This window comes from Pseudomonas sp. TE24901, assembly GCF_054058375.1.
On record NZ_JBSSAF010000003.1, the window covers coordinates 471,350 to 495,592 of the forward strand.

The 24,243-nt window shown below is 59.9% G+C and carries 24 protein-coding genes; 13 read left to right on the forward strand and 11 right to left on the reverse strand.

Annotation, left to right across the window (positions count from 1 at the left end):
- Window positions 1-7: 7 nt before the first annotated feature.
- The gene (locus ACVWVP_RS08250) at window positions 8-463 is read left to right on the forward strand and encodes a YiiD C-terminal domain-containing protein (protein WP_178918505.1); all 456 of its coding nucleotides are present in this window, start codon (window positions 8-10) and stop codon (window positions 461-463) included.
- Window positions 464-526: 63 nt separating this feature from the next.
- On the opposite strand, the gene cysQ is transcribed toward ACVWVP_RS08250, so the two are convergent.
- Window positions 527-1,363 (reverse strand): 3'(2'),5'-bisphosphate nucleotidase CysQ, encoded by an 837-nt coding sequence (gene cysQ, locus ACVWVP_RS08255; protein WP_178918504.1) that lies wholly within the window; start codon window positions 1,361-1,363, stop codon window positions 527-529.
- Entirely contained in the window at window positions 1,360-1,926 is a 567-nt protein-coding gene (gene nudE / locus ACVWVP_RS08260) for an ADP compounds hydrolase NudE (RefSeq protein ID WP_176997340.1), read from the reverse strand. The genes cysQ and nudE overlap by 4 nt, the downstream gene beginning before the upstream one ends.
- Window positions 1,927-2,013: 87 nt before the next feature.
- On the opposite strand from nudE, the gene yrfG reads away from it, so the two are divergent.
- The gene (gene yrfG / locus ACVWVP_RS08265) at window positions 2,014-2,676 is read left to right on the forward strand and encodes a GMP/IMP nucleotidase (RefSeq protein ID WP_178918503.1); all 663 of its coding nucleotides are present in this window, start codon (window positions 2,014-2,016) and stop codon (window positions 2,674-2,676) included.
- A gap of 141 nt (window positions 2,677-2,817) precedes the next feature.
- Here the strand turns inward: yrfG and lysM are convergent, their stop codons facing one another.
- A complete protein-coding gene (gene lysM / locus ACVWVP_RS08270) occupies window positions 2,818-3,258 on the reverse strand; it encodes a peptidoglycan-binding protein LysM (RefSeq protein WP_176997342.1) in 441 nt (146 codons plus the stop codon).
- Window positions 3,259-3,400: 142 nt separating this feature from the next.
- On the opposite strand from lysM, the gene ACVWVP_RS08275 reads away from it, so the two are divergent.
- The 4 genes from ACVWVP_RS08275 (at window position 3,401) to ACVWVP_RS08290 (ending at window position 8,388) form a co-directional block, all read left to right on the forward strand.
- A complete protein-coding gene (locus ACVWVP_RS08275; RefSeq protein ID WP_178918502.1) occupies window positions 3,401-4,288 on the forward strand; it encodes a LysR family transcriptional regulator in 888 nt (295 codons plus the stop codon).
- A gap of 97 nt (window positions 4,289-4,385) precedes the next feature.
- On the forward strand, window positions 4,386-5,225 hold the full coding sequence (fdhD, locus tag ACVWVP_RS08280; protein ID WP_178918501.1) for a formate dehydrogenase accessory sulfurtransferase FdhD: 840 nt from the start codon (window positions 4,386-4,388) through the stop codon (window positions 5,223-5,225).
- Window positions 5,222-7,570: an FdhF/YdeP family oxidoreductase gene (locus ACVWVP_RS08285; protein ID WP_457405194.1), complete on the forward strand. Its 2,349-nt coding sequence runs from the start codon at window positions 5,222-5,224 to the stop codon at window positions 7,568-7,570. The genes fdhD and ACVWVP_RS08285 overlap by 4 nt, the downstream gene beginning before the upstream one ends.
- Window positions 7,571-7,908: 338 nt before the next feature.
- On the forward strand, window positions 7,909-8,388 hold the full coding sequence (locus tag ACVWVP_RS08290; RefSeq protein WP_178918499.1) for a YMGG-like glycine zipper-containing protein: 480 nt from the start codon (window positions 7,909-7,911) through the stop codon (window positions 8,386-8,388).
- A 131-nt stretch (window positions 8,389-8,519) separates the two neighbouring features.
- On the opposite strand, the gene ACVWVP_RS08295 is transcribed toward ACVWVP_RS08290, so the two are convergent.
- Both ACVWVP_RS08295 and ACVWVP_RS08300 read right to left on the reverse strand, forming a co-directional pair.
- On the reverse strand, window positions 8,520-8,954 hold the full coding sequence (locus ACVWVP_RS08295; RefSeq protein ID WP_178918498.1) for an acyl-CoA thioesterase: 435 nt from the start codon (window positions 8,952-8,954) through the stop codon (window positions 8,520-8,522).
- Window positions 8,955-8,978: 24 nt separating this feature from the next.
- Window positions 8,979-10,916, reverse strand: coding sequence for a RecQ family ATP-dependent DNA helicase (locus tag ACVWVP_RS08300; RefSeq protein WP_457405198.1), 1,938 nt, complete (start codon window positions 10,914-10,916; stop codon window positions 8,979-8,981).
- 164 nt (window positions 10,917-11,080) lie between these two features.
- Here ACVWVP_RS08300 and ACVWVP_RS08305 point away from each other — a divergent pair, with 164 nt between their 5' ends.
- Window positions 11,081-12,130: a S8 family peptidase gene (locus tag ACVWVP_RS08305; protein WP_457405200.1), complete on the forward strand. Its 1,050-nt coding sequence runs from the start codon at window positions 11,081-11,083 to the stop codon at window positions 12,128-12,130.
- Between the two features lie 62 nt (window positions 12,131-12,192).
- Here the strand turns inward: ACVWVP_RS08305 and ACVWVP_RS08310 are convergent, their stop codons facing one another.
- Window positions 12,193-13,368, reverse strand: coding sequence for a tetratricopeptide repeat protein (locus ACVWVP_RS08310; protein ID WP_259172806.1), 1,176 nt, complete (start codon window positions 13,366-13,368; stop codon window positions 12,193-12,195).
- A 747-nt stretch (window positions 13,369-14,115) separates the two neighbouring features.
- Here ACVWVP_RS08310 and ACVWVP_RS08315 point away from each other — a divergent pair.
- Both ACVWVP_RS08315 and ACVWVP_RS08320 read left to right on the forward strand, forming a co-directional pair.
- Entirely contained in the window at window positions 14,116-14,472 is a 357-nt protein-coding gene (locus tag ACVWVP_RS08315; RefSeq protein ID WP_259172807.1) for a DUF1493 family protein, read from the forward strand.
- 88 nt (window positions 14,473-14,560) lie between these two features.
- Window positions 14,561-15,424, forward strand: a complete 864-nt coding sequence (locus ACVWVP_RS08320; RefSeq protein ID WP_457405202.1) for an EamA family transporter — start codon at window positions 14,561-14,563, stop codon at window positions 15,422-15,424.
- Window positions 15,425-15,480: 56 nt separating this feature from the next.
- Here the strand turns inward: ACVWVP_RS08320 and ACVWVP_RS08325 are convergent, their stop codons facing one another.
- Both ACVWVP_RS08325 and hslO read right to left on the reverse strand, forming a co-directional pair.
- Entirely contained in the window at window positions 15,481-17,022 is a 1,542-nt protein-coding gene (locus ACVWVP_RS08325; protein WP_178918909.1) for a phosphoenolpyruvate carboxykinase, read from the reverse strand.
- Window positions 17,023-17,201: 179 nt separating this feature from the next.
- Window positions 17,202-18,104 carry an Hsp33 family molecular chaperone HslO gene (gene hslO / locus ACVWVP_RS08330; RefSeq protein ID WP_178918911.1) on the reverse strand — a complete coding sequence of 301 codons (903 nt, stop codon included), beginning with the start codon at window positions 18,102-18,104 and terminating at the stop codon, window positions 17,202-17,204.
- 105 nt (window positions 18,105-18,209) lie between these two features.
- On the opposite strand from hslO, the gene ACVWVP_RS08335 reads away from it, so the two are divergent.
- A complete protein-coding gene (locus tag ACVWVP_RS08335) occupies window positions 18,210-19,013 on the forward strand; it encodes a phosphatase PAP2 family protein (protein WP_178918912.1) in 804 nt (267 codons plus the stop codon).
- A 134-nt stretch (window positions 19,014-19,147) separates the two neighbouring features.
- Here the strand turns inward: ACVWVP_RS08335 and ACVWVP_RS08340 are convergent, their stop codons facing one another.
- Window positions 19,148-19,555 carry an RNA-binding S4 domain-containing protein gene (locus ACVWVP_RS08340; RefSeq protein ID WP_178918914.1) on the reverse strand — a complete coding sequence of 136 codons (408 nt, stop codon included), beginning with the start codon at window positions 19,553-19,555 and terminating at the stop codon, window positions 19,148-19,150.
- Between the two features lie 118 nt (window positions 19,556-19,673).
- On the opposite strand from ACVWVP_RS08340, the gene rimA reads away from it, so the two are divergent.
- Genes rimA through rimK form a run of 3 tightly spaced genes read left to right on the forward strand, consistent with a single transcriptional unit; the run spans window position 19,674 to window position 21,851 of the window.
- Window positions 19,674-20,453, forward strand: a complete 780-nt coding sequence (rimA, locus tag ACVWVP_RS08345) for a S6 modification regulatory phosphodiesterase RimA (protein WP_259172812.1) — start codon at window positions 19,674-19,676, stop codon at window positions 20,451-20,453.
- Window positions 20,454-20,466: 13 nt separating this feature from the next.
- Window positions 20,467-20,949: a retropepsin-like aspartic endopeptidase RimB gene (gene rimB, locus ACVWVP_RS08350; protein WP_256732803.1), complete on the forward strand. Its 483-nt coding sequence runs from the start codon at window positions 20,467-20,469 to the stop codon at window positions 20,947-20,949.
- The gene (gene rimK / locus ACVWVP_RS08355) at window positions 20,946-21,851 is read left to right on the forward strand and encodes a 30S ribosomal protein S6--L-glutamate ligase (RefSeq protein WP_003187674.1); all 906 of its coding nucleotides are present in this window, start codon (window positions 20,946-20,948) and stop codon (window positions 21,849-21,851) included. The genes rimB and rimK overlap by 4 nt, the downstream gene beginning before the upstream one ends.
- Before the next feature lie 139 nt (window positions 21,852-21,990).
- Here the strand turns inward: rimK and ACVWVP_RS08360 are convergent, their stop codons facing one another.
- Together ACVWVP_RS08360 and ompR are read right to left on the reverse strand one after the other, a co-directional pair.
- Entirely contained in the window at window positions 21,991-23,304 is a 1,314-nt protein-coding gene (locus ACVWVP_RS08360) for an ATP-binding protein (RefSeq protein WP_176997353.1), read from the reverse strand.
- 117 nt (window positions 23,305-23,421) lie between these two features.
- Entirely contained in the window at window positions 23,422-24,162 is a 741-nt protein-coding gene (gene ompR / locus ACVWVP_RS08365) for an osmolarity response regulator transcription factor OmpR (protein WP_015373500.1), read from the reverse strand.
- Window positions 24,163-24,243: the final 81 nt, after the last annotated feature.

Here is a 24,243-nt window from a genome sequence, read left to right on the forward strand (position 1 = left end):
GGCCCCCATGAGCCGCGACAGCCGTTACCTGGAATCCATCCTTCACCACGACATCCCCCTCACCCGGGAAATGGGCCTCAAGGTGCTCGACTGGCAACACGGCCAATTGCAGCTGCACCTGCCCTTGCAAGCCAACATCAATCACAAGAGCACCATGTTTGGCGGCAGCCTCTATTGCGGTGCCGTGCTGGCGGGCTGGGGTTGGTTGCACCTGCAATTGCGTGAGGAAGGGATTGAAGACGGGCACATCGTGATTCAGGAGGGGCAGATCAGCTACCCGCTGCCGGTGACCCGGGACGCGACGGTGGTGTGCCAGGCACCGGAGGAGAAGGTGTGGAAGCGCTTTGTAGCGACCTACAAGCGCTATGGTCGTGCGCGGCTGACGCTGGAGACGTGGATTGTGAATGAAGGCAGTGAGGAGCATGCCGTAGCGTTTACTGGCCAGTACGTCCTGCACCGTTAACCGCCACAACACAAAATAACTGTGGGAGCGGGCCCGCTCCCACATTTTTGATCTGCTGTGACTTTAAGAACGGGCCAGAGTCAGCAACCGCTCACGCCAAGCCGCCTTGGCCGGCAACGCCAAAAAGAACGGGTTCAACAACGACGCCCGCGCCGGATAGCTGAACGGCTCGCCACTCAGCTCCAGCACTTCGCCGCCCGCCCCTTCCAGCACGCCCTGGGCTGCTGCGGTGTCCCACTGCGACGTCGGCGCCAACCGTGGGTAGCAATCGGCGCTGCCTTCGGCCAGCAGGCAGAATTTCAGCGAGCTGCCGATATTCGCCAGCTTGAGCTCACCCAGGCCTTCGCTCAAACCATCCAGCAAACGCTCCTGCTCGGGGCTGGTGTGCCGACGGCTGGCAACCACGGTAAAGGCCTCGCCGGCGGCTGGCGTCTGGCGTACCTGAATCTGCTTGGGCGCCTCATTTACATCGGAACGCCATGCCCCAAGACCGGCGCCGCCAAAGTAGCAACGGCCGCTGGTGGGCATCGACACCACGCCAAATACCACGCGGCCTTGCTCGATCAGGGCGACGTTGACGGTGAACTCTTCGCTGCCGGAAATGAATTCCTTGGTGCCATCCAGCGGGTCCACCAACCACCAACGCTGCCAACCGGCGCGCACGCTCTGGTCGATATCGGCGTCTTCTTCAGACAATACGGGAATACTCGGGTCCAGCGCGGTGAGCCCGGCGAGGATCAGATGGTGAGCGGCCAGGTCTGCCGCCGTCACCGGCGAGTCATCAGACTTGGACGTGACAGCCACGTCGGCCCGCCAATAAGGAAGGATCGCTTCACCCGCCTGACGCGCCAGCTCGATCACGGGGGCAATAAACGGGTGGCCTAAAAACAGTTCGCTCATGCGATAAACGCTCCACGCTGGGTCAACAGGTCTCGTACCAGGTACAGCGCGGCCAAGGCGCGGCCTTCGCTGAATTGCTCGTTTTGCGCCAGTTGCGACAACTCCCGCAGGTTGACGCGGTCAACCCGCATCGGCTCGGGCTCGTCACCCTCAAGGCGCTCTTCATAGAGGTCGGTGGCCAGCACCACCTGGATTTTCTGGCTCATGTAGCCAGGCGACAGCGAAAGCTCGGTGAGGTGTTCCAATTGGCGCGCGCCATAGCCCGCCTCTTCCTTGAGTTCACGATTTGCCGCCGCCAGCACATCCTCGCCGGGCTCGATCAGGCCCTTGGGCAGGGACAACTCATATTCATCCGTGCCGCCGCAGTATTCTTCCACCAGCAAGGCGTGATCGGCGTCGATCATTGCCACGATCATCACTGCGCCATAACCGGCACCGCGGCCCACCAGGCGTTCGTAGGTTCGTTCAACGCCATTGGAAAAGCGCAATTGCACTTCCTCCACGCGGAACAAACGGCTACTGGCGACTATTTCGCGGGCGAGGACGGTGGGTTTCTGGCGCATAAGCGGCTCCTTGGCGTGATCGGGTTACTATACCGTGGCTTTTCCGATTGTCTGTGTCGGATATCTTTACTTACATGAGAACCGCCCATGCCCTCTCTGCCCTGGCACGCCATCGACACCGTCCTGCTGGACATGGACGGCACTTTGCTCGACCTGCATTTCGACAACCACTTCTGGATGGAGCACCTGCCACAACGGTACGCCGAGTTGCACGGTGTGAGCCGCGCCATGGCCGAGCTGGAGTTGCAACCTCTGTTCGAGCATAACGCTGGACAGTTGCAATGGTATTGCCTGGATTTCTGGACCACCGAACTGAAGATCCCGGTACGCGACCTCAAGCTGGAAACCGCCCACCTGATCGCCCTGCGCCCAGACGCCGACACCTTCCTGGCGGCGATCAAGCAGGCTGGCAAGCGGGTGATCCTGATCACCAACGCTCATCGCGATTCGCTGTCATTGAAGTTGGAACGCATCGAATTGGCGCCGTATTTCGAAAGGTTGATCAGCTCCCACGATTACGGTTTCGCCAAGGAAAACCCGCAGTTCTGGGATGCTCTGCAAGCCGACATCGGCTTCGACCCGGCGCGCAGCCTGTTTATCGATGACACCTTGCCGATCCTGCGCAGCGCCCGGGACTTTGGTGTGGGGCATCTGCTGGCGGTAAGAGAACCGGACAGCAAAAAAGGGCCAAAGGACACTGCAGAGTTTGCAGCCGTCGAAGACTATCGAGACCTCATTGCCGGACTCTAAACCTATGTGACCCAATAACCATGTGGGAGCCGGGCTTGCCCGCGATAGCAGAGTGTCAGGCAAGACCTCTCTACCTGATCCACCGCTATCGCGGGCAAGCCCGGCTCCCACATAAGCCAGCACCCACATTTCGTAGGCGTGTTACTCAGGAATACGCAGCGTCTGCCCTGGGTAAATCTTGTCCGGGTGAGACAGCAACGGCTTGTTAGCCTCGAAGATCTTGTTGTACTGGTTGGCGTTGCCATACACCGCCAGGGAAATTGCGCTCAGTGTGTCGCCCTTTTTCACTACGACGAAACGGGCGGCGGCAACCGCCGGGCCGGAGACGGTAATCTGATCCTCGACACTGGCCACCCCGGCAATATTGCCTGCCGCCAGGATGATTTTTTCTTTCTCTTCCTGGCTGGCCACTTCACCGCTGATCGTCACCTTGTCACCGTCGACGGTGGCATGTACGTTCGGGTTGCCCAGCCCCACGTCCTCAATGTGCTTTTTAAGATCTTCGCTGGCGTTGGCGTTGCCTGGCGTCAACAGCTTGACCAGCTTTTCGCCGGCCTCTTTCACAAAGCTGAAAATACTCATGTTTGCTCTCCTTGGGGTTTAGGTTCCAGATGCCAAAGACTAGACCAGTCCTACAGAACCTGGTTCCAGCCCGACCAATGACCAGACGACTCCTACACGCGTTAGAATCCCCTCGCTATTGGAGCAAGCCCACGGAGCGAAGATGGACATCAAACAGCTGAAATTCCTCATCGCCCTCGACGAAACCCGTCACTTCGGCCAGGCGGCAGCGCGTTGCCATATCACCCAGCCGACCCTGTCGATGCGCCTGCGCAATCTGGAAGAGGAACTGGACCTTCCCCTGGTCAACCGGGGACAGCGCTTTGAAGGGTTTACCGCGCCGGGCGAACGGGTGCTGGCGTGGGCCCGCACCGTGCTCGCGGCCTATGATGGCTTGCAGGCAGAAGCCGCTGCCTGTCGCGGCAACCTGGTGGGCACATTGCGGTTGGGGGTGGTGCCGCTGTCGAGCTTCGACCCTTTGGCCCTGATGCAGCAGTTGCACAAAGAGCACCCCAGCCTGCGTTTTGAGCTGTCGGCGCTGAGCTCCGAGCAGATCCTTGAGCAGCTGGCCAGCAATCGGCTGGACCTGGGCGTGTCCTACCTGGAACGCCTGGACAACGAGCGCTTCGACTCCTTGGCCTTGGGCGAAACCCGTATGGGCCTGCTGTATGACCAGCGGTTTTTCAGCTTCGGTGACACGCCGTTGAGCTGGGAAGCGCTGATCGAGCTGCCGCTGGGCATGCTCACAAGCGGCATGCACTTTCGCCAGTCCATCGACCACAACTTCCACAGCCGGGGGCTCAACCCACAACCGCTGCTGCAAACCGACGCCGTCCATCAGTTGTTACAAGCTGTGCACGGCGGGCTGTGCTGCGCGGTGATGCCGCTGGAAGGGGGGCTCGATGCGCTCACCGAACACCTGCGCCTGCAACCGATCGAAGACGCCCATACCCTGGCGCGCCTGGGGCTGATCATGCGTCGCAGTGCCCCACGCTCGGCGCTGGCCGAAGCCTGTTTCGCGCTGTTTCAGAAATCGCAAAACGAGTCTTGATCGACGTCATCTATCGGTAGATCAGTACTGGCAATTAGACGCGACGCTTTGTCGCGCCTAGTCTAAACACTGATCAATCCGTCGGTGGTACTGCCCCATGAACGCCAAGCGCCCAGTCTGCGCGGCGCCTGCCTCTGAGACGCCCGCGCCTGCCGCCAGCCAGAGCTACCAGTATTGCAATCTTGAACACACTGAAGTCGCCAGCACCGCGTTGGCTGAAGAAGTGGCGTTGGCGATTGCCTATAACGACATCAGCCAAGCGGTGATGCTGGTGACGCCGACGGACCTGGAAGACTTCATCGTCGGCTTCAGCATGGGCAGTGGCATTATCGCCGACGTTAGCGACATTTATGACCTGAAACTCAGTGGTTCGGGCTCGGCCCAATACGCCCAGGTCCAGATTTCCAGCCGTGCCTTCTGGAACCTCAAGCAGCAGCGCCGACAGTTGGCAGGCACCAGCGGCTGTGGCTTGTGCGGCGTGGAAGCCGTGGAACAGGCCCTGCCGGACCTCCAGGTGTTGCCGGGTGCCCCCTTGCCACCGGCCGCGTGGCTCGATGGGCTGCGCCAGCGCATCAGCGCCTTTCAGCCCCTGGGCCAGTACAGCGGCGCCGTGCATGCGGCGGTGTTCATGAACGGCCAGGGCGAATTGCTGCTGGGCCGTGAAGACATCGGCCGGCATAACGCCCTGGACAAATTGATCGGCGCGTTGATCCGCCAAAAGATTTCGACCGAAGGTGGCCTGGCAATTGTCACCAGCCGTTGCAGCCTGGAATTGATCCAGAAAGTCCTGCGCGCGGGCATCCAGACCCTGGTCAGCCTGTCGTCACCCACCGGCCTGGCCTTGCAATGGGCGCGCCGGCACAACCTCAACCTCATCCACCTGCCGCAGAAAAGCGCGCCGCGGGTCTATAGCCCAGCGATGGAGTACCAACCATGAGCATGCACCATCAAGCCGACCAAACCCCAACCCCGCGCTACAAGCCCTACAAAGGCCCGGCCGGTGGCTGGGGCGCACTGATCAGCGTGGCGCAGGCCTGGTTGACCAGCGACAACGCGCTGAAAAACCTGCGCATGATGCTCAAGACCAACCAGAACGGCGGTTTCGACTGCCCGGGCTGCGCATGGGGCGACTCGCCGGAAAGCGGCATGGTGAAGTTCTGCGAGAACGGCGCCAAGGCCGTGAACTGGGAAGCCACCAAGCGTCGCGTCGACGCGGCGTTCTTCGCCAAGCACAGCGTCACTGCGCTGCTGGAGCAAAGCGACTACTGGCTGGAGTACCAAGGCCGCCTGACCGAACCGATGCGCTACGACGCCGAAACCGACCGCTACCAGCCCATCAGTTGGGAAGCCGCGTTCGACCTGGTAGGCAAGCACCTCAACGCCCTGCCCATCCCGGACATGGCCGAGTTCTACACCTCGGGCCGCGCCAGCAACGAAGCGGCGTATTTGTACCAGCTGTTCGTGCGCGCCTACGGCACCAACAACTTCCCGGATTGCTCGAACATGTGCCACGAAGCCAGTGGCGTAGCCCTGGCGCAAAGCGTGGGCGTCGGCAAAGGCACCGTGACCTTCGATGATTTTGAACATGCCGATGCGATCTTCGTATGGGGCCAGAACCCGGGCACCAACCACCCGCGCATGCTCGAACCGCTGCGCGAAGCGGTGAAGCGTGGCGCCCAGGTGGTGTGCATCAACCCGCTGAAAGAGCGCGGCCTGGAACGTTTCCAGCACCCGCAGCACCCGCTGGAAATGCTCACCAACGGTGACAAGCCGACCAACACCGCCTACTTCCGCCCGGCACTCGGCGGCGACATGGCCATCCTGCGTGGCATGGCCAAGTTCCTGCTGCTGTGGGAACGCCAGGCCCAGGCCGAAGGCAAGGAAGCCGTGTTCGACCACGACTTCCTCAACGAGCACACCGCCAACGTGCTGGAGTACCTGGGCAAGATCGACGACACCTCCTGGGATGAAATCGTCGAGCAGTCCGGCCTGACGCTGGTGGAGATCGAGCAAGCGGCGCGCATGTACGCCAAAGGCAAGAACGTGATCATGTGCTGGGCCATGGGCATCACCCAGCATCGCCATTCGGTGCCGACCATCCAGGAAATCGCCAACCTGATGCTGCTGCGCGGCAATATCGGCCGCCCTGGCGCCGGCCTGTGCCCGGTGCGTGGCCACAGCAACGTGCAGGGTGACCGCACCATGGGTATCAACGAGCGCCCACCGGTGGCGTTCCTCGATTCCCTGGAGCGTCGCTTCCAGTTCCAGGTGCCGCGTGAGAACGGGCACAACGTGGTCGAAGCGATCCACGCCATGCTCGAAGGCCGTTCCAAAGTGTTCATCGGCCTGGGCGGCAACTTTGCCCAAGCCACCCCAGACAGCCCGCGCACCTTCCAGGCCCTGCGCAATTGCGACCTGACCGTGCAGATCAGCACCAAACTCAACCGCAGCCACCTGATGCACGGCAAAGACGCGCTGATCCTGCCGTGCCTGGGCCGTACTGACATCGACATCCAAGCCGACGGCCCGCAAGCGGTGACGGTGGAAGACTCGTTCAGCATGGTTCACGGCTCCAACGGCCAGTTGCAGCCGCTGTCGAAATTCATGAAGTCCGAGCCTGCCATCCTGGCCGGTATCGCCGCCGCCACCCTGGGCAGCAAACCGGTGGATTGGAATTGGCTGGTGGCCGACTACGGGCGCATTCGCGACCTGATTGCCGACACTATCCCGGGCTTCAAGGACTTCAACGAGAAGATCAAAAACCCAGGTGGGTTCTACCTGGGCAACGCGGCCGGCGCCCGCCGCTGGAACACCCCGTCGGGGCGCGCCAACTTCCGCCCGAACATCCTGCCCAAGGATTTGATCCACGAGCGCACCCACGCGACGGGCAAGGTGCCGGACCTGATCATGCAATCAATGCGCTCTCACGATCAGTACAACACCACCATCTATGGCCTGGACGATCGCTACCGTGGCGTGAAGGGCCAGCGTGACGTGCTGTTCGTCAATGAAGCCGACATCATCCGCCTGGGCTTCAAGCCAGGGCAGAAGGCCGACATCGTGTCGTTGTGGGAAGACGGCCGCGAGCGCCGCGTGAAAGGCTTTACCTTGCTGGCGTTCGATATTCCTGCGGGGCAGGCGGCGGCTTACTACCCGGAAGTGAACCCACTGGTGCCCCTGGAAAGCACCGGCGATGGCAGCCATACGCCAACGTCGAAATTCGTGGCGATTCGCCTGGAAGCAGCAAGCGACAACGGCTTGATTATGGCCCGCTCGGCCTGATCACCCTTACAACTGTAGGAGCCGGCTTGCCGGCGATGCGGCCCTTAAGCCTTGCGTTGATTGCACCGACGCCATTGCCGGCAAGCCGGCTCCTGCAGTGAGTGCTCCCATGCAGGCAACGGGAACGATGCCGGGTCAAATTCCGGGCATAAAAAAGGCCGCTTTTGCATAAAAGCGGCCGTTCCGAAGTAGCTAAAGACCTGCAAAAATCACTTAAGTTCCCCATAGAAAACAGTAACTTAGTAAATTGTATACAACTGCTGCCACCGGTCGGATTTCGATTGTCAGCGTCTCGATACAACCTCAGGATCGCGCCGTCATCCTCTTGAGGTCTCCCTATGAAGTTCTCCTCGATTCTCTTGTTGTCCCTTGGCCTGGTCAGTGGCGCAGCCATGGCCGGTGGCACCACCGAAGCCGGTGTGGGCGGCGCATTGGGCGGGGTTTTGGGTTCGGTTGTCGGCCAGCAGATCGGCGGCAACACCGGTTCGGCCATCGGCGCAGCCTTGGGCGGCGCAGGCGGCAGTGCGGTCGGCGCTGACAAGCGCAGCCGTGGCGAAGCGGCCATTGGTGGCGCGTTGGGCGCAGCCGGTGGCAACGTGGTCGGCCGCAGCATGGGCGGCAGTACCGGCAGCCTGATCGGCGCAGCCGCGGGCGGCGGTGCAGGTGGCGCGCTGGGCAACTACATGGGCAACAAGAGCGATGACGACGACCGCCGCTATCGTGGGCGCGATAACCGCCGCTATGACCGTGATGACCACCATGGCCGCGGGCATGCCTATGGCCATCGCAAGAACAAGCACCACTACCGTCACCGGTAAGAGCTAAAGTACACGATCAATCCCTTGTAGGAGCTGGCTTGCCGGCGATAGCAGAGTGTCAGCTGATACTTAGTTGGCTGACCCACCGCCATCGCTGGCAAGCCAGCTCCTACAGAGGGTATTTGTTGTGTTCAAAGAACCACTAACCGCTGCAACGCCTCGCGCAACATTCCCGGAATCGTCACCGGCTGGTTCGTCCCCCGATCCACGAAGACGTGCACAAAGCGCCCCGCCGCACAGGCCTCTTCTTCGCCCTGCTTGAACACCGCCAATTCGTACTGCACTGAGCTGTTACCCAGCTTGCCCACCCGCAGGCCGATTTCGATGCGCTCGGGAAAGGCAATCGACGCGAAGTAATCGCACGCCGAACTCACCACAAACCCCACCACTTCACCGTCATGAATATCCAACCCACCCTGTTCGATCAGGTAGGTGTTCACCGCCGTGTCGAAGAAGCTGTAGTAGGTCACGTTATTCACATGGCCATACACATCGTTGTCGTGCCAACGCGTGATGATCGGCTGGAAGTGAGGGTAATCGGCACGTTGTGGCACGGAGTCTGGCATGGGCATATCTCGTGAAGGGGGGGTTCAAAGGTCGTTCAAATGGACTTGGGCCCACTCGCGCACCTCGGCGTAGGGGTAGTCCTCAAGTGCGGCAAAACCCGGAATGCCCCGCGCTTTCAGCTTGGTGAAAAGCGGCACGCTGATACCGCCAAGGAAACGTGTCAGCCGTTCCGCGCCCGGCAACTGCCCCGTGTGCTCATGATGCCTGTGGATAAAATCACCGCACAGCCCCAGGAAGTTTTTATCCACAAGCGGCGGCAAGCCGGGTGGTGGCGGCAGATGTGCAACGTGGCCATGGCATACAGAGCAATGCCCACAACGCTGGGGCGCATTTTCATCGCCAAAATACTGAGCCAGGCGTTGCCCCAGGCAATGTTCGGTGGCGAACAGATCGAGCATCGCGTGAATTCGCGCTACCTCGCCCACCTCGTGCTGCTTGAAACCTGTGTATAACTCGGCGCTCAACACCTCTGGATCAAAATCGGTATCCAGCAAGCTGTAGACCTCGGTCATCTGCTTGCTTTCCAGCTCGATCAGGCCCTGCTCCTGGAAGTAATCCAAGGCCTTCACCACCCGGCCGCGCTCGGCATTGTGCTGTTGGTACAGCGCGTCGAAATCCACCGTCGCCCAGGTTTTCGCCCGCTTGCACACCTGGATAATCGCTGCGACAAACTGCTGCCGCTCGCCCGAAAAACGCGCCAGCAAGGCGTCAGGTTCAATCAAGTACTTAAAACGGTATTCGGCATAAAACGCATAGCGCGGCGCAATCACGCCTTTAAGCTCCAGTTGCACCAATAGCGTCTTCAACGGGAGCTCACGGATGTTGCTGTGGTCCGACAGCGACCTCAGCAAGAACTCCCACTGTCCATCGCCCCGCGCAGCCTGCAACTCCTCCAGTACACGTTGAATACCCTCCAGTTCGGGCGTGTCGCCGTACACGAAGTTTTCCAGCACGTTGAGGCTGTCACGATTGGCCAGCACCAGGCAGTCGGAGGGTTGCCCATCACGCCCGGCCCGGCCGATTTCCTGGCTGTAGTTCTCGATGGACTTGGGCAGATCGAAGTGCACCACATTGCGGATGTCGCTCTTGTCGATGCCCATGCCGAACGCAATGGTAGCGACAATGCAATTGGAACGTCCGCCCATGAAGCGCTGCTGGATACCCTCGCGTTTATCGTGGGGCAAACCGGCGTGATACGCCTCGGCCTGGATGCCGTTGCGGTTCAGGTGCTCGGCAATCTGCTCGGCGGTCTTTTGCAAGGTGACATAGACGATGCTTGGCTGATCAGCGCGTTCACTCATCCACTGCACCAGCCGACGACGCTTATCCGCGCCGCTGACCGGCTCCACCAACAGGTTGAGGTTGGGCCGATAGAAGCCCGTGGTCACCACATCGTCCGGTGCAATGGCGAACTTGGCCTGCATGTCGGCAATCACCTTGGGCGTGGCCGTAGCCGTCAGCAGCAGGGCTTGTGGGATATTGAACTGGCACTGGTAGTCCGGCAGCTTCAAATAGTCCGGCCGGAAGTTGTGGCCCCACTCGGAAATACAGTGCGCCTCATCCACCACCAACAACGAGATCTGCACGCTTTGCAGGAAGTTGCGGAAGCGCTCGTTCTTCAAGCGTTCTACGGAGATCATCAGGATTTTCAGCTCGCCTGAACGCGCACGGGCCATCACGCCATTGGCCTCATCGCGGCTCTGGGCCGAATCGATACTGCCCGCCGAAATGCCGTGGCGCTGCAAGAAACCGAGCTGGTCCTGCATCAACGCCAACAGGGGTGAAACCACCAATGTCAGATGCGGCAGCAACACCGCCGACAGCTGGTAACACAAGGATTTGCCTGACCCGGTTGGGAAAATCGCAGCTGCCGAACGGCCGGCCAGTACCGCGCTGACGGTTTCTTCCTGGCCCAAACGAAACTGTGGATAACCAAAGACCTGCTGGAGGGTGTCGTGCATAGGCTGTCACTCCGTTGACCGCTGAAGGAGTCAAAAACATAGATCAGCGATCGAAAAAAGGTCATGGATAAACGCTACAAACTGATACAGAGAAAACCTGCAAGCCCGCGCAAAAACGAAGACAGTAGCACGCCAGATCACCTACCCCCGACATGGAGTCGTGAATGTCTCGATGCACACTGTTTTCACCGCAGCACCTCGTCATGTTCATGCTGTCGTTGTTACTGCTGGGCTGTGCAAACGCCCCCGCCCGAACGCCTGCCGAGGAGGACGCACAGCGTTTCGAAACGCCCGAATACCTCGCACAAAAAGCCCTGGTGATCGTTAAAGCCTCCTCTCTCTACGCGCGAGGCGGCACCGGCCAGGGCATCAACGTTGCGTTGATCGACTCAGGCCTCAACCAGGCGCTACCCGAGTTTGACGGGCGTGTAGTCGACCCGGGCTACGACTTCGTGAGACAGCAGCCAGGCACCCTCGACATCAAGGGCCACGGCACCCAGATGGCCGGTATTCTCGCCGCAAACAAGAATGACCAGGGCATCCACGGCATCGCCTTCAACGCCAAGTTGATACCCATGCGTTTCGGTGATGACCGGGAGCCGTTCTACTTCGACAATGAAATCGCCCAGGCCTGGAAGCTCGCCTCTACCCGAGGCGCACGCATTTTCAGTAACTCTTGGGCAAATCCCATTGAAGCCAACACCAACGAGGTTCCCGTCTATGAGCGCCTGATGGGTGACTCATTGGGCGTGGCAAGAAAGCTGGTGGCCGAAGGCGCAGTGTTCGTTTTCTCAACGGGCAACGAGGTCAAGCGTGAACCGCTCGCCGAACCAGGCCTTCCAGCGTTGGTGCCCGAACTGGAGAAAGGCTGGATTGCCGTCATGGCCCTTAAGAACGACGGCACGGCCATCAATCTCAAATCCAATTATTGTGGCCTCGCCGCACGCTGGTGCATCGCGGTGCCTGGGGGCGACGGTGGCGCAGGGTTGTTGACCACCTACAAGGATGGCAGCTACGGACCAACCGCCGGCACCTCGCCAGCCGCTGCGTTGGTCAGCGGTGCCTTGGCGGCATTGCAAAGCCGCTTTCCGGAAATGACGCCGCAACAAGTGCGTGAGCGCCTGCTCAGCACGGCGAATCGAACGGGTATCTATGCCAACAGCGAAGCCTATGGGCGAGGGTTGATGGACCTCGATGCAGCCTCACGTCAGTAGCCATTGCCCAAACAAACAACGCGCCACCGGGGCGCGTTGTCGGTAACGTGTGTCGCTATTGATCAGCGGTTCTGCACCCGCTCAATCGCGGTGTCGTACACCGGGTTGGCCTTTTGTTCCTTGGCCAACTGGTAGTGACGCAACGCATCGGCAAACTGCCCCGCCGCTTCATAGATCCGCGCAATGTTGTAATAAGCGCCAGCGCGCACCGTCGCAGCACTTGCACCGGTTGCCAGGGCGATGGCCTTGCGGTTGGCCCAGATCGATTCGGCCGTGTTGCCGGCTTTTTGATACGCCAGGCCCAGGTTGCCATAGGCCTTGCCGAAGCCATTGTCCAACTCGATCGCCTGACGGAACAGGTCGATGGCCTGGTCGAGGTTACCCGCCTGGTAGGCCGCTTCACCCTGGACGTTCAGACGTTTCGCATCGGTCTGTGCGGAAGAGCTGACCGCAACTGCGGTAACGGCCACGCTGTCATCCAGCAGCGGCTTGACTTCGTTCAGCACATTCGCGGCATTCACGGTCACGCCGCTGAAGGTATTGATGTCCTGGAAGTCGCCGCTGCCGGTCATGCGGAATACCGTCCACAGGTTGCCGCTGCGGTTTTTCGGCACGTAGTAAGTACGCACCAGGGATTGGCCCATGTACACGAACACCTTGGCCTCACTGTTGGACAGTTGGCGCGAGCCTGGATTACCCCCGTTGGTGTAGTCATGTACGGCATACACGTAGCTTTCGCCGTAGTGCTTTTTCTGCAGGGTGATGGTTTCCGGGCCATAGCTGTCGGTGTCATCCACATCCAGCTCGGCATCGGTGCCGTTCTTGTTCTCGAAGTAGATGTTGTTGCCTGGGAAGATCATGTGGGAGTCGAGGTCTTCCGGGGTCTTGCCCCAGGTCAACACCACGCGCAGGCCGTCGAGGTTTTCCATCACCGGGCTGATGGCGTAGGTCATGCCCTTGCATGGGCATTTCACCACCAGGTTGGAATAGCCGGGCTTCTTGATAATCAGCAGGTTGGTGGAATCATCAGCGGCTTCACTGGTCAACGTGACCTGACCCTGGGCGTTGGTGCGACCCACCACGTTTTGTGCGCCATTGCGCTGCAGCAACACTTCGGCATCAGCGATTTTCTGGTCTTTCACCACCGCACTCAGCACTTCAATCGGCAATTGCTCGGCCTGGATGGAAAAAGCGACCGCACACAATGACATCGCCGACGCGACACGACGCAAACCCATGCTTAACTCCCTTTAAGTAGTGGACGGAATCGTCCTGCAAGATTTTGCGGAGAAACATACGCTGAATTCAGGCTGATGGAGGAATTTTTGTACAAAATGTGACGTAGTTTTTATCGCATCCAACACCCACTTCTGGCTCCTCCGGCTCTGAGTAGAAACGATCAATTTCACCCAGAGAATCCCCATCAAACCAAAAATCGGAAGCCTCCGTAAGAAGCCATCCAGTACCGCACCAGTCGTTTCCCAAACTGCTTAAATCTCCCTGCGCCTACTCTACAAAATTCACGTTCGCCTAACCGAAACTAGCGGCCTTTCAATAACTCCGACAAAAATCTGTGAACATCGAAAGGGCGCATATATCGGCCATTACGGCGTCATCTTCACAGTGATGCGCTTGATCATCTTGCCTGGCAATCGACATGCATTGGCAAGCCTTTGCCTCTTGGCAGCGGGGTGGCTAATGCGATGACCGAATACAGGTACTGGATCGGTCTGACACTCATCTTGACCATTTCCGCTTTAGTCGAAAAAACATTCAAGCGTCCCCGGCTCAGAAAAAGATGGGGGCTGGTCCTTGTGATAACCGGTCCGACACTCTTATTCTGCGCCCCCACCTGGATAAAGGAATTACAGGTGGAGAGCCTGCCTATCATCGCTTTTGTAACGGGTATTGCGATGTTAGCCAGCCACAACAAATACCGCTTCCACCGCCCCCTTCCCCCTCACCCACTCCTGCGTGCCCCCACCATGAACCTCGCCCCCAACTTCCCCGAAGACGCCGCCATGCAGCAACTCCTGCAACTGCTGCACGAAGAAATCGGCCTGCCGAAACACAAGACCATCAGCTTGCAAACCTCGATCAACTTCGACTTGGGCTGCGACGGCAGTGAGGCCAAGCAATTGATGGAAGCGCTGGAGCAGGAATTTGCGCTCGACCTGGGGGACTTCGACACTTATCGTTACTTCAACCCGCCGGTGTTTGACGTATTTCTCAAACGCCGTGCCAAGGGTCGCGGCGAAAAAGTGCCGCTGACCATCGGCATGCTCTACCTGGCCATCAAGACCCACAGCTGGGACACGCAGACGCTGGAAAACCTGAGCTGACTGTAGGAGCCCGGCTTGCCGGCGATGGCGGTCCTAAGGGCCTCATCGCCGGCAAGCCGGGCTCCTACAGCATTCAAAAGGACCTTACATGGACGTAACAATGGGCCTGCTGGCCGCCCTGCTCTGGGGCGGCACGGATTTTCTCGTGGGCCTCAATGCCCGCGCCGTGGGCGTTAAACGCGCGGTGTATTTCGGCCAAGCCCTGGGCTTCCTGATCATGACCCTGCTGCTGGCCATTCTCCCAAGCTTCCTGTTCAAATCCCTCGACGCCCCGTCGAGCATCTGGCTCCTGGGCATCGCCGCCGCGCTGCTCACCGTTTCCGGCGCCCTCGCGCTGTCCAAAGCCTTTGCACTCGGCAAAGCGGCTATCGTCGCGCCACTGGTGACGTCCTACGGCGTAGTGACCACCCTGCTGTCCTGGGCCACCGGTGAGCACATCAACCTGATGCAACTGGGCTGCATCGCCGTGTGCGTGATTGGCGTCGTCCTCTCCAGCATCCACAAGGACAACGGCGTTCCCCACAACAATCCACACCTGTCCATCGCCTACGCCATGCTCGCCGCCTTGCTGTATGGCACCAGCTTCTGGCTGCAAGGCCGCTATACACTGCCGGCGCTGGGACCAATCACCATGCTGTGGCTGGGTTACCTGGTAGGGCTATGTGTATTGGTGCTGATGGTGATGAGGATCAAGGACGGCTTGAAACCCCCTCCGCTGAAGAACTGCGCGACGCTGACCGGGGCGAGCGTGATGAACCTCGGCGGCTTCTCGGCGTTTTCCTGGGGAGCGATGGCAGGGTCGGTGTCGGTGGTGACGGTGATCAGCACGTTGTCGGGCGGGATTGCGGCGATTCTGGGGTATGTGTTTTTCAAGGAGCGGTTGTCGACGGTGCAGGTGTTGGGCGTTGTGCTGGTGCTGGCCGGTGCTGTTGTTGTGCACATGGTCGATTGACCTTTCGCGCACAAAAAAGCCGCCCCTGAGGGCGGCTTTTTCACAACAACCGAATCTTACAACTTAGGACCGGCTGCCTTGATCGCATCGCTCACTTCAAACTTCTTGAAGTTCTCGATGAACAGACCCGCCAGTGCCTTCGCCGCTTCGTCGTAGGCCGCTTTGTCAGCCCAGGTGTTACGTGGGTTCAACAGGCCAGTCTCAACGCCCGGTACGGCCAATGGCACGTCGAGGTTGATGGTGTCGAGGTGTTCGGTTTCAGCACCCACCAGCGCGCCGCTCTGGATCGCTGCGATGACGCCGCGAGTGGTCGGGATGTTGAAGCGCTTGCCGACGCCGTAGCCGCCGCCAGTCCAGCCAGTGTTGACCAGGTAGACCTTGGAGCCGAAGCCACGGATGCGCTTGATCAGCAACTCAGCGTATTCGCCAGCCGGGCGCGGGAAGAACGGGGCGCCGAAGCAGGTGGAGAAGGTCGACTTGATGCCGCCGCCGGAACCCATTTCGGTCGAGCCCACCAGTGCGGTGTAACCGGACAGGAAGTGGTAGGCCGCTTGTTCTTCGCTGAGGATGGACACCGGTGGCAGGACACCAGTCAGGTCGCAGGTCAGGAAGATCACTGCGTTCGGCTCGCCGCCCAGGTTCTTCTCGGAACGCTTGGCCACGTGCTCCAGCGGGTAGGCGGCACGGCTGTTCTGGGTCAGGCTGACGTTGGTGTAGTCGGCGTGCTTGGCATCGTCGATCACCACGTTTTCCAGCACGGCGCCGTGCTTGATGGCTTTCCAGATAACCGGCTCGTTCTTCTCGGACAGGTCGATGCACTTGGCATAGCAACCGCCTTCGATGTTGAACACCACGCCTTCGCCCCAGCCGTGTTCGTCGTCACCGATCAGGTAACGGCTTTCGTCGGCCGACAGGGTGGTTTTACCGGTGCCCGACAGACCGAAGAACAGGGTCACGTCGCCTGCTTCGCCGATGTTGGCGGCGCAGTGCATTGGCAGCACGTCGGAAGCCGGCAGCAGGAAGTTCTGCACCGAGAACATGGCTTTTTTCATCTCACCGGCGTAACGCATGCCGGCGATCAGCACTTTCTTCTGCGCGAAGTTGAGGATCACGCAACCGTCGGAGTTGGTGCCGTCACGCTCTGGCACGCACTCGAAGTTGGCCACGTTGAGCACTTGCCACTCTTCGCGACCGGCCGGGTTGTACTGGGCCGGGTTGATGAACAAGCAACGACCGAACAGGTTCTGCCAGGCAGTCTGGGTGGTCATTTTCACGGCCAGGTAGTGGTCGTGCGCAGCACCAACGTGAACGTGGGAAACGAAATGCTCTTGCGCGTTGTTGAAGGCCTCGACGCGAGCCCACAGGGCATCGAACTTGTCGGCCGGGAACTTGCGGTTGATCGGGCCCCAGGCGATAGCGTCCTGGGTGGTCGGCTCTTCAACGATGAAACGGTCGACTGGCGAACGACCGGTACGGTGACCGGTTTCTACGACCAGCGCGCCAGTATCGGCAAGCACGCCTTCACCGCGCTGCAGGGCTTCTTTGACCAGATCGTCAACACTCAGATCGGTGTATACGGCGTTATTGGCTTGCGTCATGAGGTTCCCCGTCGGCCTATGGCCGAGTGCTCCAAACGTTTTGTAGTAGAAAGTTGCGCACTACTACCGCGAAAAAAGTGGGCCGGATTATGCCAGAAAAGCCCAAAAAGAGTAGGGCCCTCCCGTCAGAACTGCGCTAATCCGGCGTTTGTCAGGTGATTTACCTGTGCTTAAACGTTTTAGTGGCGGGTGTCGGAAGGGGTGTCGATGCCTGCTCCGGCGAACAATTGGGCTACATCAGCCGCATCGAACAGGTAGCGCTGGTTGCAGAACTGGCAGTCGATCTCGATATTGCCACCGTGCTCCACCACCAGATTCTGCGCATCTTCCAGGCCCAGGCTGACCAAGGCATTGGCCGAACGCTCGCGCGAGCAGCTGCAATGGAAGCGCAGGCTCTGTGCGTCAAACAGTCGCACGGCCTCCTCGTGATACAGGCGGTGCAGGATGGTTTCGTTGTCCAGGCCCAACAGCTCTTCAGCGGTCAGGGTGCCGGCCAGGGCCGTCAGCTTGCGCCAGCTGTCGGTGCGCTCGTCTTCGTCCTTGATGCGGTCGGCCGGCAATTGCTGCAACAGCAGGCCACGGGCGCGCTTGCCATCGGCGTTGAGCCAGAACTTGGTGCCGACCTGCTGGGACATCACGAAATAGTTGGTGAAGCAGTCCGACAGGGTTTCACCGTCCAGGTCGACGATGCCTTGGTAGCGCTGCCCCTCGGTCGGGTCGACGGTGATTGCCAACACACCGTTGGCCATCAGGTCGGACAACGTGGCGTCCGGGGAGATCTGGTCGGCTTCGTAGCGGGCCAGGCCGCGGATTTCGCGCTCGCTGGAGCATTCAATCATCAGCATCGGCACCGGGCCTTCGGAGCGCGCCTGCAGGATCAGCAAGCCGTCGAACTTCATCGTGCCCACCAGCAGCGCCGCCGCCGCCATCAGCTCACCGAGCAGTTGCGCGACCGGCTCCGGATAGGGGTGCTTGGCGAGGACTTCGGCATAGCTGCGCTCCAGCGACACCAGTTCGCCACGGGCGTCGGTCTCGTCGAAGATGAAGCGTTGGGTGAAGTCGGTATCCGGTAGATCAGTCATAGGTCTGGGTATCTGAATTGATGACAAATTGATTACGAGGTTTATAGAATTAAACGCTTTAGCACCATTTTGGTGCGGTTTTCTAGAGCCGTTGGAGGACAGTTTATGAACAATCCGAGTTTGTTCCAAGCCAAGTGGAACCTCGGGAGATGGGCCCTTTGCAATCTACTCGCTATCGGGCTGCTGTGTTTTTGGCTGTGGCCCACGGGCCAGATGCTGTGTGTGATTTTCGACGAATGGCTGTTTCATCTGCTCAATGATCCCCTGGCGAGCAACTCGGCCTGGCTGCATGTGTGGGCTGTCGCCAGCTTGCGACCGTTCGATGCGGTGGTCGGGGTCATCCTGCTGACACTGTTGATTCGCGGCGATTGGGTATTCAAGGCCGTGCAGGTGCGTCAGGCACTGTTGGGTTTTATCGGCATTCTGCTGCTATTGCTGTTTATCCGCATGCTGTTTTCCAAACTCGTGGCACAGCTGGGCTGGCAACACAGCAGCCCGTCGATGGTGATCAGCGGGGCGATCCAGATGAGCGACTACTTCCCGGCATTGGAGAAAGCTTGGGAATTGAAGGACCGTTCGAGCCAGAGTTTTCCCGGTGATCACGCCTCGGTGTTGCTGATCTGGGGCATGTTCATGACGGTATTCGCCAAACGCATCGGCCAGACCCTGGTGATCTGGGGCCTGGCGCTGCTGTTCATGATGCCGCGGCTGGTGGCGGGAGCGCATTGGGGCCAGGACGACTATATCGGCGGCGTACTGCTGGCGTTGTTGGCGCTGGGGTGGGGGTACTACACGCCGTTTGCGGCAAAGGTATCGAGTGGGTTGCTGCGGGTGACGGCGCCGGTGTTTGAGTTGATGGGCAGGCTACCTCTGCTTGGACGATTGAGCGTCTTGCGCACAACCGCATAACACCGCTGGCGCATGTGGGAACTGGCGTGCCTGCGATAGCGTTGGGTCAGAGGCCTGGATGCCGACTGAACTGACACCGTAGCGGGCAAGCCGGCTCCCACACTTGATCTCCTTCGCACTGGAGATTTGCACAATCAGTCATCATTGCCGCTGCCGCGAAACTTGAACAGGTCGCGGCGTTGTTTCTTGCTCGGCTTGCCGTCGGTGCTCAAGCCCATGGCACCGGCCTTGCGCATCGCCGCCGCATTTTCGCGCTTGGCGATGCTGGCTTCGGTCTCGGCATACAGCGTCTGCGCTTCGGGCGCCCCACGGCGCACGATGGAAAGCGCCTGGACCACGATGGTCTTTTCATCAAAACCGGTGCGAATCTGGAATTCATCGCCGATGCGCGGTTCCTTGCCCGGCTTGCAGCGCTCACCACGATGGTGCACCTTGCCGCTCTCGATGGCGGCCTTGGCCAGGGCACGCGTCTTATAGAAACGCGCGGCCCACAACCACTTGTCCAGACGGACCTTTTCTTCCTCTTCCTGCTTTTGAGCCACTTGAATTCCTCGCTCTGAAAAATGTCGCAACTGTACCGTTGAAACCCTTCGACGCATAAACCCCAAGGCTCACCTAAGATACGCCAGGTAGCCCCCCCTGTTTTCGCGAGGATACGCTGTGACCGATTTTCCAACTTCACTCACCTCGCCAGACCAGCGTTGCACGGGCTGCCAGCAAAGCGAGCCCTTGGGTTTCGATTTTGCCTTCGCTTATCAACCTATCGTAGACCTGCGCGACAAGTCGATTTTTGCCCACGAAGCATTGGTGCGCGGCACTCATGGCGAAGGCGCGTTGTCGGTGCTGGACAAGGTGAATGAAAGCAATCGCTACCGTTTCGATCAGCGCTGCCGTACACAGGCGATCGCCGGGGCCGCTGCATTGGGAATGCAAACCCACCTTTCGATCAACTTCATGCCCAACGCCGTGTACCGGCCAGAACTCTGCATCCGCAGTACGCTGGAAGCAGCCCGCGCGCATAATTTTCCGCTGGACAGGCTGATTTTCGAGACCCTCGAAAGCGAGCATGTAGATAACAATCGCCATTTGACCAATATTCTGCGTGAATACCGCGAATTCGGCTTCAAGACCGCCATCGACGACTTCGGTGCGGGCTATTCGGGGCTGAACCTGCTGGCCGATTTCCAACCTGACTTGATCAAACTCGACATGGCACTGATCCGCGATGTCGACCAGGATCGCGTCCGCCAAGTCATCGTTCAGGGGATTGTCACAATCTGTGAGCAGTTGGGCGTTACTGTCATCGCCGAAGGTATCGAAAGTGCCGGAGAGCGTGACTTCCTGTCTGACTGCGGAATATTTCTGATGCAGGGCTATTGGTTCGCCAAACCTGCATTCAATGCCCTGGTTGAGGTTTCCCCTCGCGCCTGGGCGAATTGATCGGTTACCCATATTGAAGACATTTGACCATTTGACCGTTGTGGGTCTGCGTGAGTGGGTGGCACTCCCCGATTTGGGAGTGGCGGGCCTGCGCGCGAAGATCGACACCGGCGCCAGCACCTCCAGCCTACATGCCACCGACATCGAGCCGTTTGAGCGCGACGGTGAGAAGTGGGTGCGCTTTACCGCGCACCTGGGCAGCGTGGTGCAACTGCGTCACCGCCGCTGCGAAGCGCCCCTGGTGACGATGAAAACCATCAAGAGCTCCAACGGCCACGCGCAGGTTCGCTATGTGATCAGCACCACCCTGGCGCTGGGCGACCGGGTGTGGCGGGTGGAGTTCACCCTGGCCTGCCGCAAGGCCATGCGCTACCGCCTGCTGCTGGGTTCCAAGGCGTTGATTGACGGCCAGCTGGTGGTCAATCCCGGCGTCAAATACGTTCAAGACAAGCCGGTGTTCCCGGTCTCTACCCTTTCTGCCCCAGGTGCTGCATGAAGATTGCTGTGCTGTCGCGAAATCCGCGTCTGTATTCCACCCGCCGCCTGGTTGAGGCCGGCACCGAACGTGGCCACGAAATGGTGGTGATCGACACGTTGCGTGCCTACATGAACATTGCCAGCCACAAGCCGCAGATCCACTACCGGGGCAAGCCGCTGGAAGGTTTCGATGCGGTGATCCCGCGTATCGGCGCCTCGGTGACGTTCTACGGCTGCGCGGTGCTGCGCCAGTTTGAAATGATGGGGGTGTTCCCCCTGAATGAGTCCGTAGCCATTGCGCGCTCGCGGGACAAGCTGCGTTCACTGCAACTGTTGTCACGCCGGGGGATCGGCCTGCCCGTCACCGGCTTTGCCCACTCCCCGGACGACATCCCCGACCTGATCGAGATGGTCAACGGCGCGCCGCTGGTGATCAAAGTGCTGGAAGGCACTCAGGGCATCGGCGTGGTGCTCTGTGAAACCGCCACCGCTGCAGAGTCGGTGATCGAGGCCTTCATGGGTCTCAAGCAGAACATCATGGTGCAGGAATACATCAAGGAGGCCGGTGGTGCCGACATCCGCTGCTTTGTGGTGGGCGACAAGGTGATTGCAGCGATGAAGCGCCAGGCCAAACCCGGTGAGTTCCGCTCCAATCTGCATCGTGGCGGCAGCGCCAGCCTGATCAAGATCACCCCGGAAGAACGCATGACCGCATTGCGTGCAGCGAAGGTGATGGGGTTGAGCGTGGCGGGTGTGGATATCTTGCGTTCCAACCATGGGCCGCTGGTGATGGAAGTGAACTCATCACCGGGTCTGGAAGGGATTGAGACCACCACCGGCAAGGATGTGGCGGGGATCATCATTCAGCATCTTGAGAAGAATGGCGGCCCGAATATGACTCGGACCAAGGGCAAGGGCTGATAAAACACAGCTTTTGAAACACCACAAATTAATGTGGGAGCGGGCTTGCTCGCGAATGCAGGGTGTCAGTCAATACATACATAACTGATACACCGCATTCGCGAGCAAGCCCGCTCCCACATTTGATCTGAGTTGTTGCTTATACCGCGTCTCTTGGCAACATCAGCCCCAGCGGTAAGCGCACCCGTGCCTCCAGGCCACCTTCTTCACGGTTGCGCAGCTCAACGTTGCCACCATGCATCGAAGCAATTCGCCGCACGATCGCCAACCCCAGTCCGGTGCCCTTGCCACCCCGGGCACGGTCGCCACGGGTGAACGGGTTGAAAATGCCCTCCAGCTCAGCCGGATCGATACCGGCGCCACGGTCCATCACGCTGAGCACCACGTAAGGTGCCGTGCTGTCGCCGGACACATACGCAGCCACCTCCACATCCGAGCCGGCATGGTGCAAGGCATTGCCGATCAGGTTGTTCAACAGACGCTTCATCGATACACGGCGCAAGGCAAACGGCTGGATAGGCTCCAGGCGCATGCGCACCTGCTCGCCATTCTGGTTGTAAGGCGCGACCACTTCGCGCACCAGGTCCGTCAGGTCGACTTCTTCGACCACCTCGTCACGACCATCACGGATAAACGCCAGGAACTGGTCGAGAATCGCGTCCATGTCCTCGATATCGCGCACCATGTCGTCCGTCAGGTCGTTATGGTTGCCCATCAGCTCAAGTGAAAGCCGCAGACGCGTCAGGGGCGTGCGCAGGTCATGGGACACCCCCGCGAGCATCAACTCGCGCTCACGCCCGGCCTGTTCGACGTCCTCCGCCATCTGGTTGAACGCGCTGTACACCTCGGTCATCTCGCTGGGCGTGTCGCTGACCGGCAAGCGCACGCTTCGTCCCTGCCCCAATTGGCGAGCGGCAAACACCAGGCGCTTGAGCGGCTGGTTGAGTTGACGCACGAAAATCCACGCGGATGCAGTTGAAAGCAACCCGATCGCCAGGAACCAGCCCAGCACGTTCCAAATCTTCTGCCCACGCAGCGGATGCGGGTACAACGGTACTTTCAACCAGTCCTGGCCCAGGCTCGGGGCCCGCACCCAAAGGGCCGGGGACACGTGCATGCGCAGCCGAACCTCGGTGTCTTCACCCAGTTCGGCCTGCATCTGGCGTTGGTAGATTTCACTGTAGGGCCAGTGCTGCTCGCCCTCGGGTACACCGGCGCCCGCCACGCGCACGAGTGTGGCGGCCTTGGCGATCTTTTCGCGATTCTCGGGGTCGGCGGCCCAATAGGCGCGCAGGGTCAGGGCCACACCGTGGCTGTATTGTCGATCCACCAGCACGTCTTCGTTCATCAACAGATAAACCAGTGTCAGTGCCTTGGAAAACAGAACGACGATCAGCACCAGCCAAAGGGTGCGCGAGAAAAAACTTTGTGGGAACCACAACGGGGTTTTCATAGGAGACAGCTAGGCACCTTGCAGAAACGAGCGACGCTCGCAGAATTGCGGAGGCCCGGCCCCCTGTCGATGTTCATGAAACTGAACACCGGGATGCCTGCCGCCGCAAATCATGGGTCACTTGGTCGCAGTGCCATCCGGCACAAACACGTAACCCACACCCCACACCGTCTGGATATACCGAGGCTTGGACGGGTCCGGCTCGATCATCCGGCGCAGACGGGAGATCTGCACGTCGATGGAGCGTTCCAGCGCGTCCCACTCACGGCCGCGGGCCAGGTTCATCAGCTTGTCACGGGTCAGCGGTTGGCGAGCGTTCATCACCAGGGCCTTGAGCACCGCGAATTCGCCGGTGGTCAACATGTGCACTTCATCGCCACGCTTGAGTTCACGGGTGGCCAGCGACAGCTCGTAGTCGCCAAAGGTGACGCTTTCGTCTTCGCTGCCCGGTGCGCCTGGTACAGGAGGAGCCTGGCGGCGCAATACGGCCTTGACCCGTGCCATCAGCTCGTCAGGGTTGAACGGCTTGGCCAGGTAGTCATCGGCGCCCAGCTCGAGGCCCTTGATGCGGCTCAGCTCATCGCCCTTGGCGGTGAGCATGATGATGGGAATCTGATTGTTCGCGCCACGCAAGCGTTTGCAGGCGGTGAGGCCATCTTCGCCGGGCAGCATCAGGTCGAGCACGACCAGGTTGAACACCTCACGCCCCAACAGGCGGTCCATCTGTTCGGTGTTCGGCACCGCGCGGGCACGGTAACCCTTGGAGTTGAAGAAACGCTCCAGCAGGCTGCTCAGCCCCGGATCGTCATCAACGATGAGAATTTTTTCGCCTTCAGCAGTTTGTGCAGTGCTGCTCATTAGATGCTCCTCTTATCTCGGCGCGCATTATGGCGTAGCTGCCGTTATACGCACCGTGTGCATTGTTAGCAGATTTTTCCT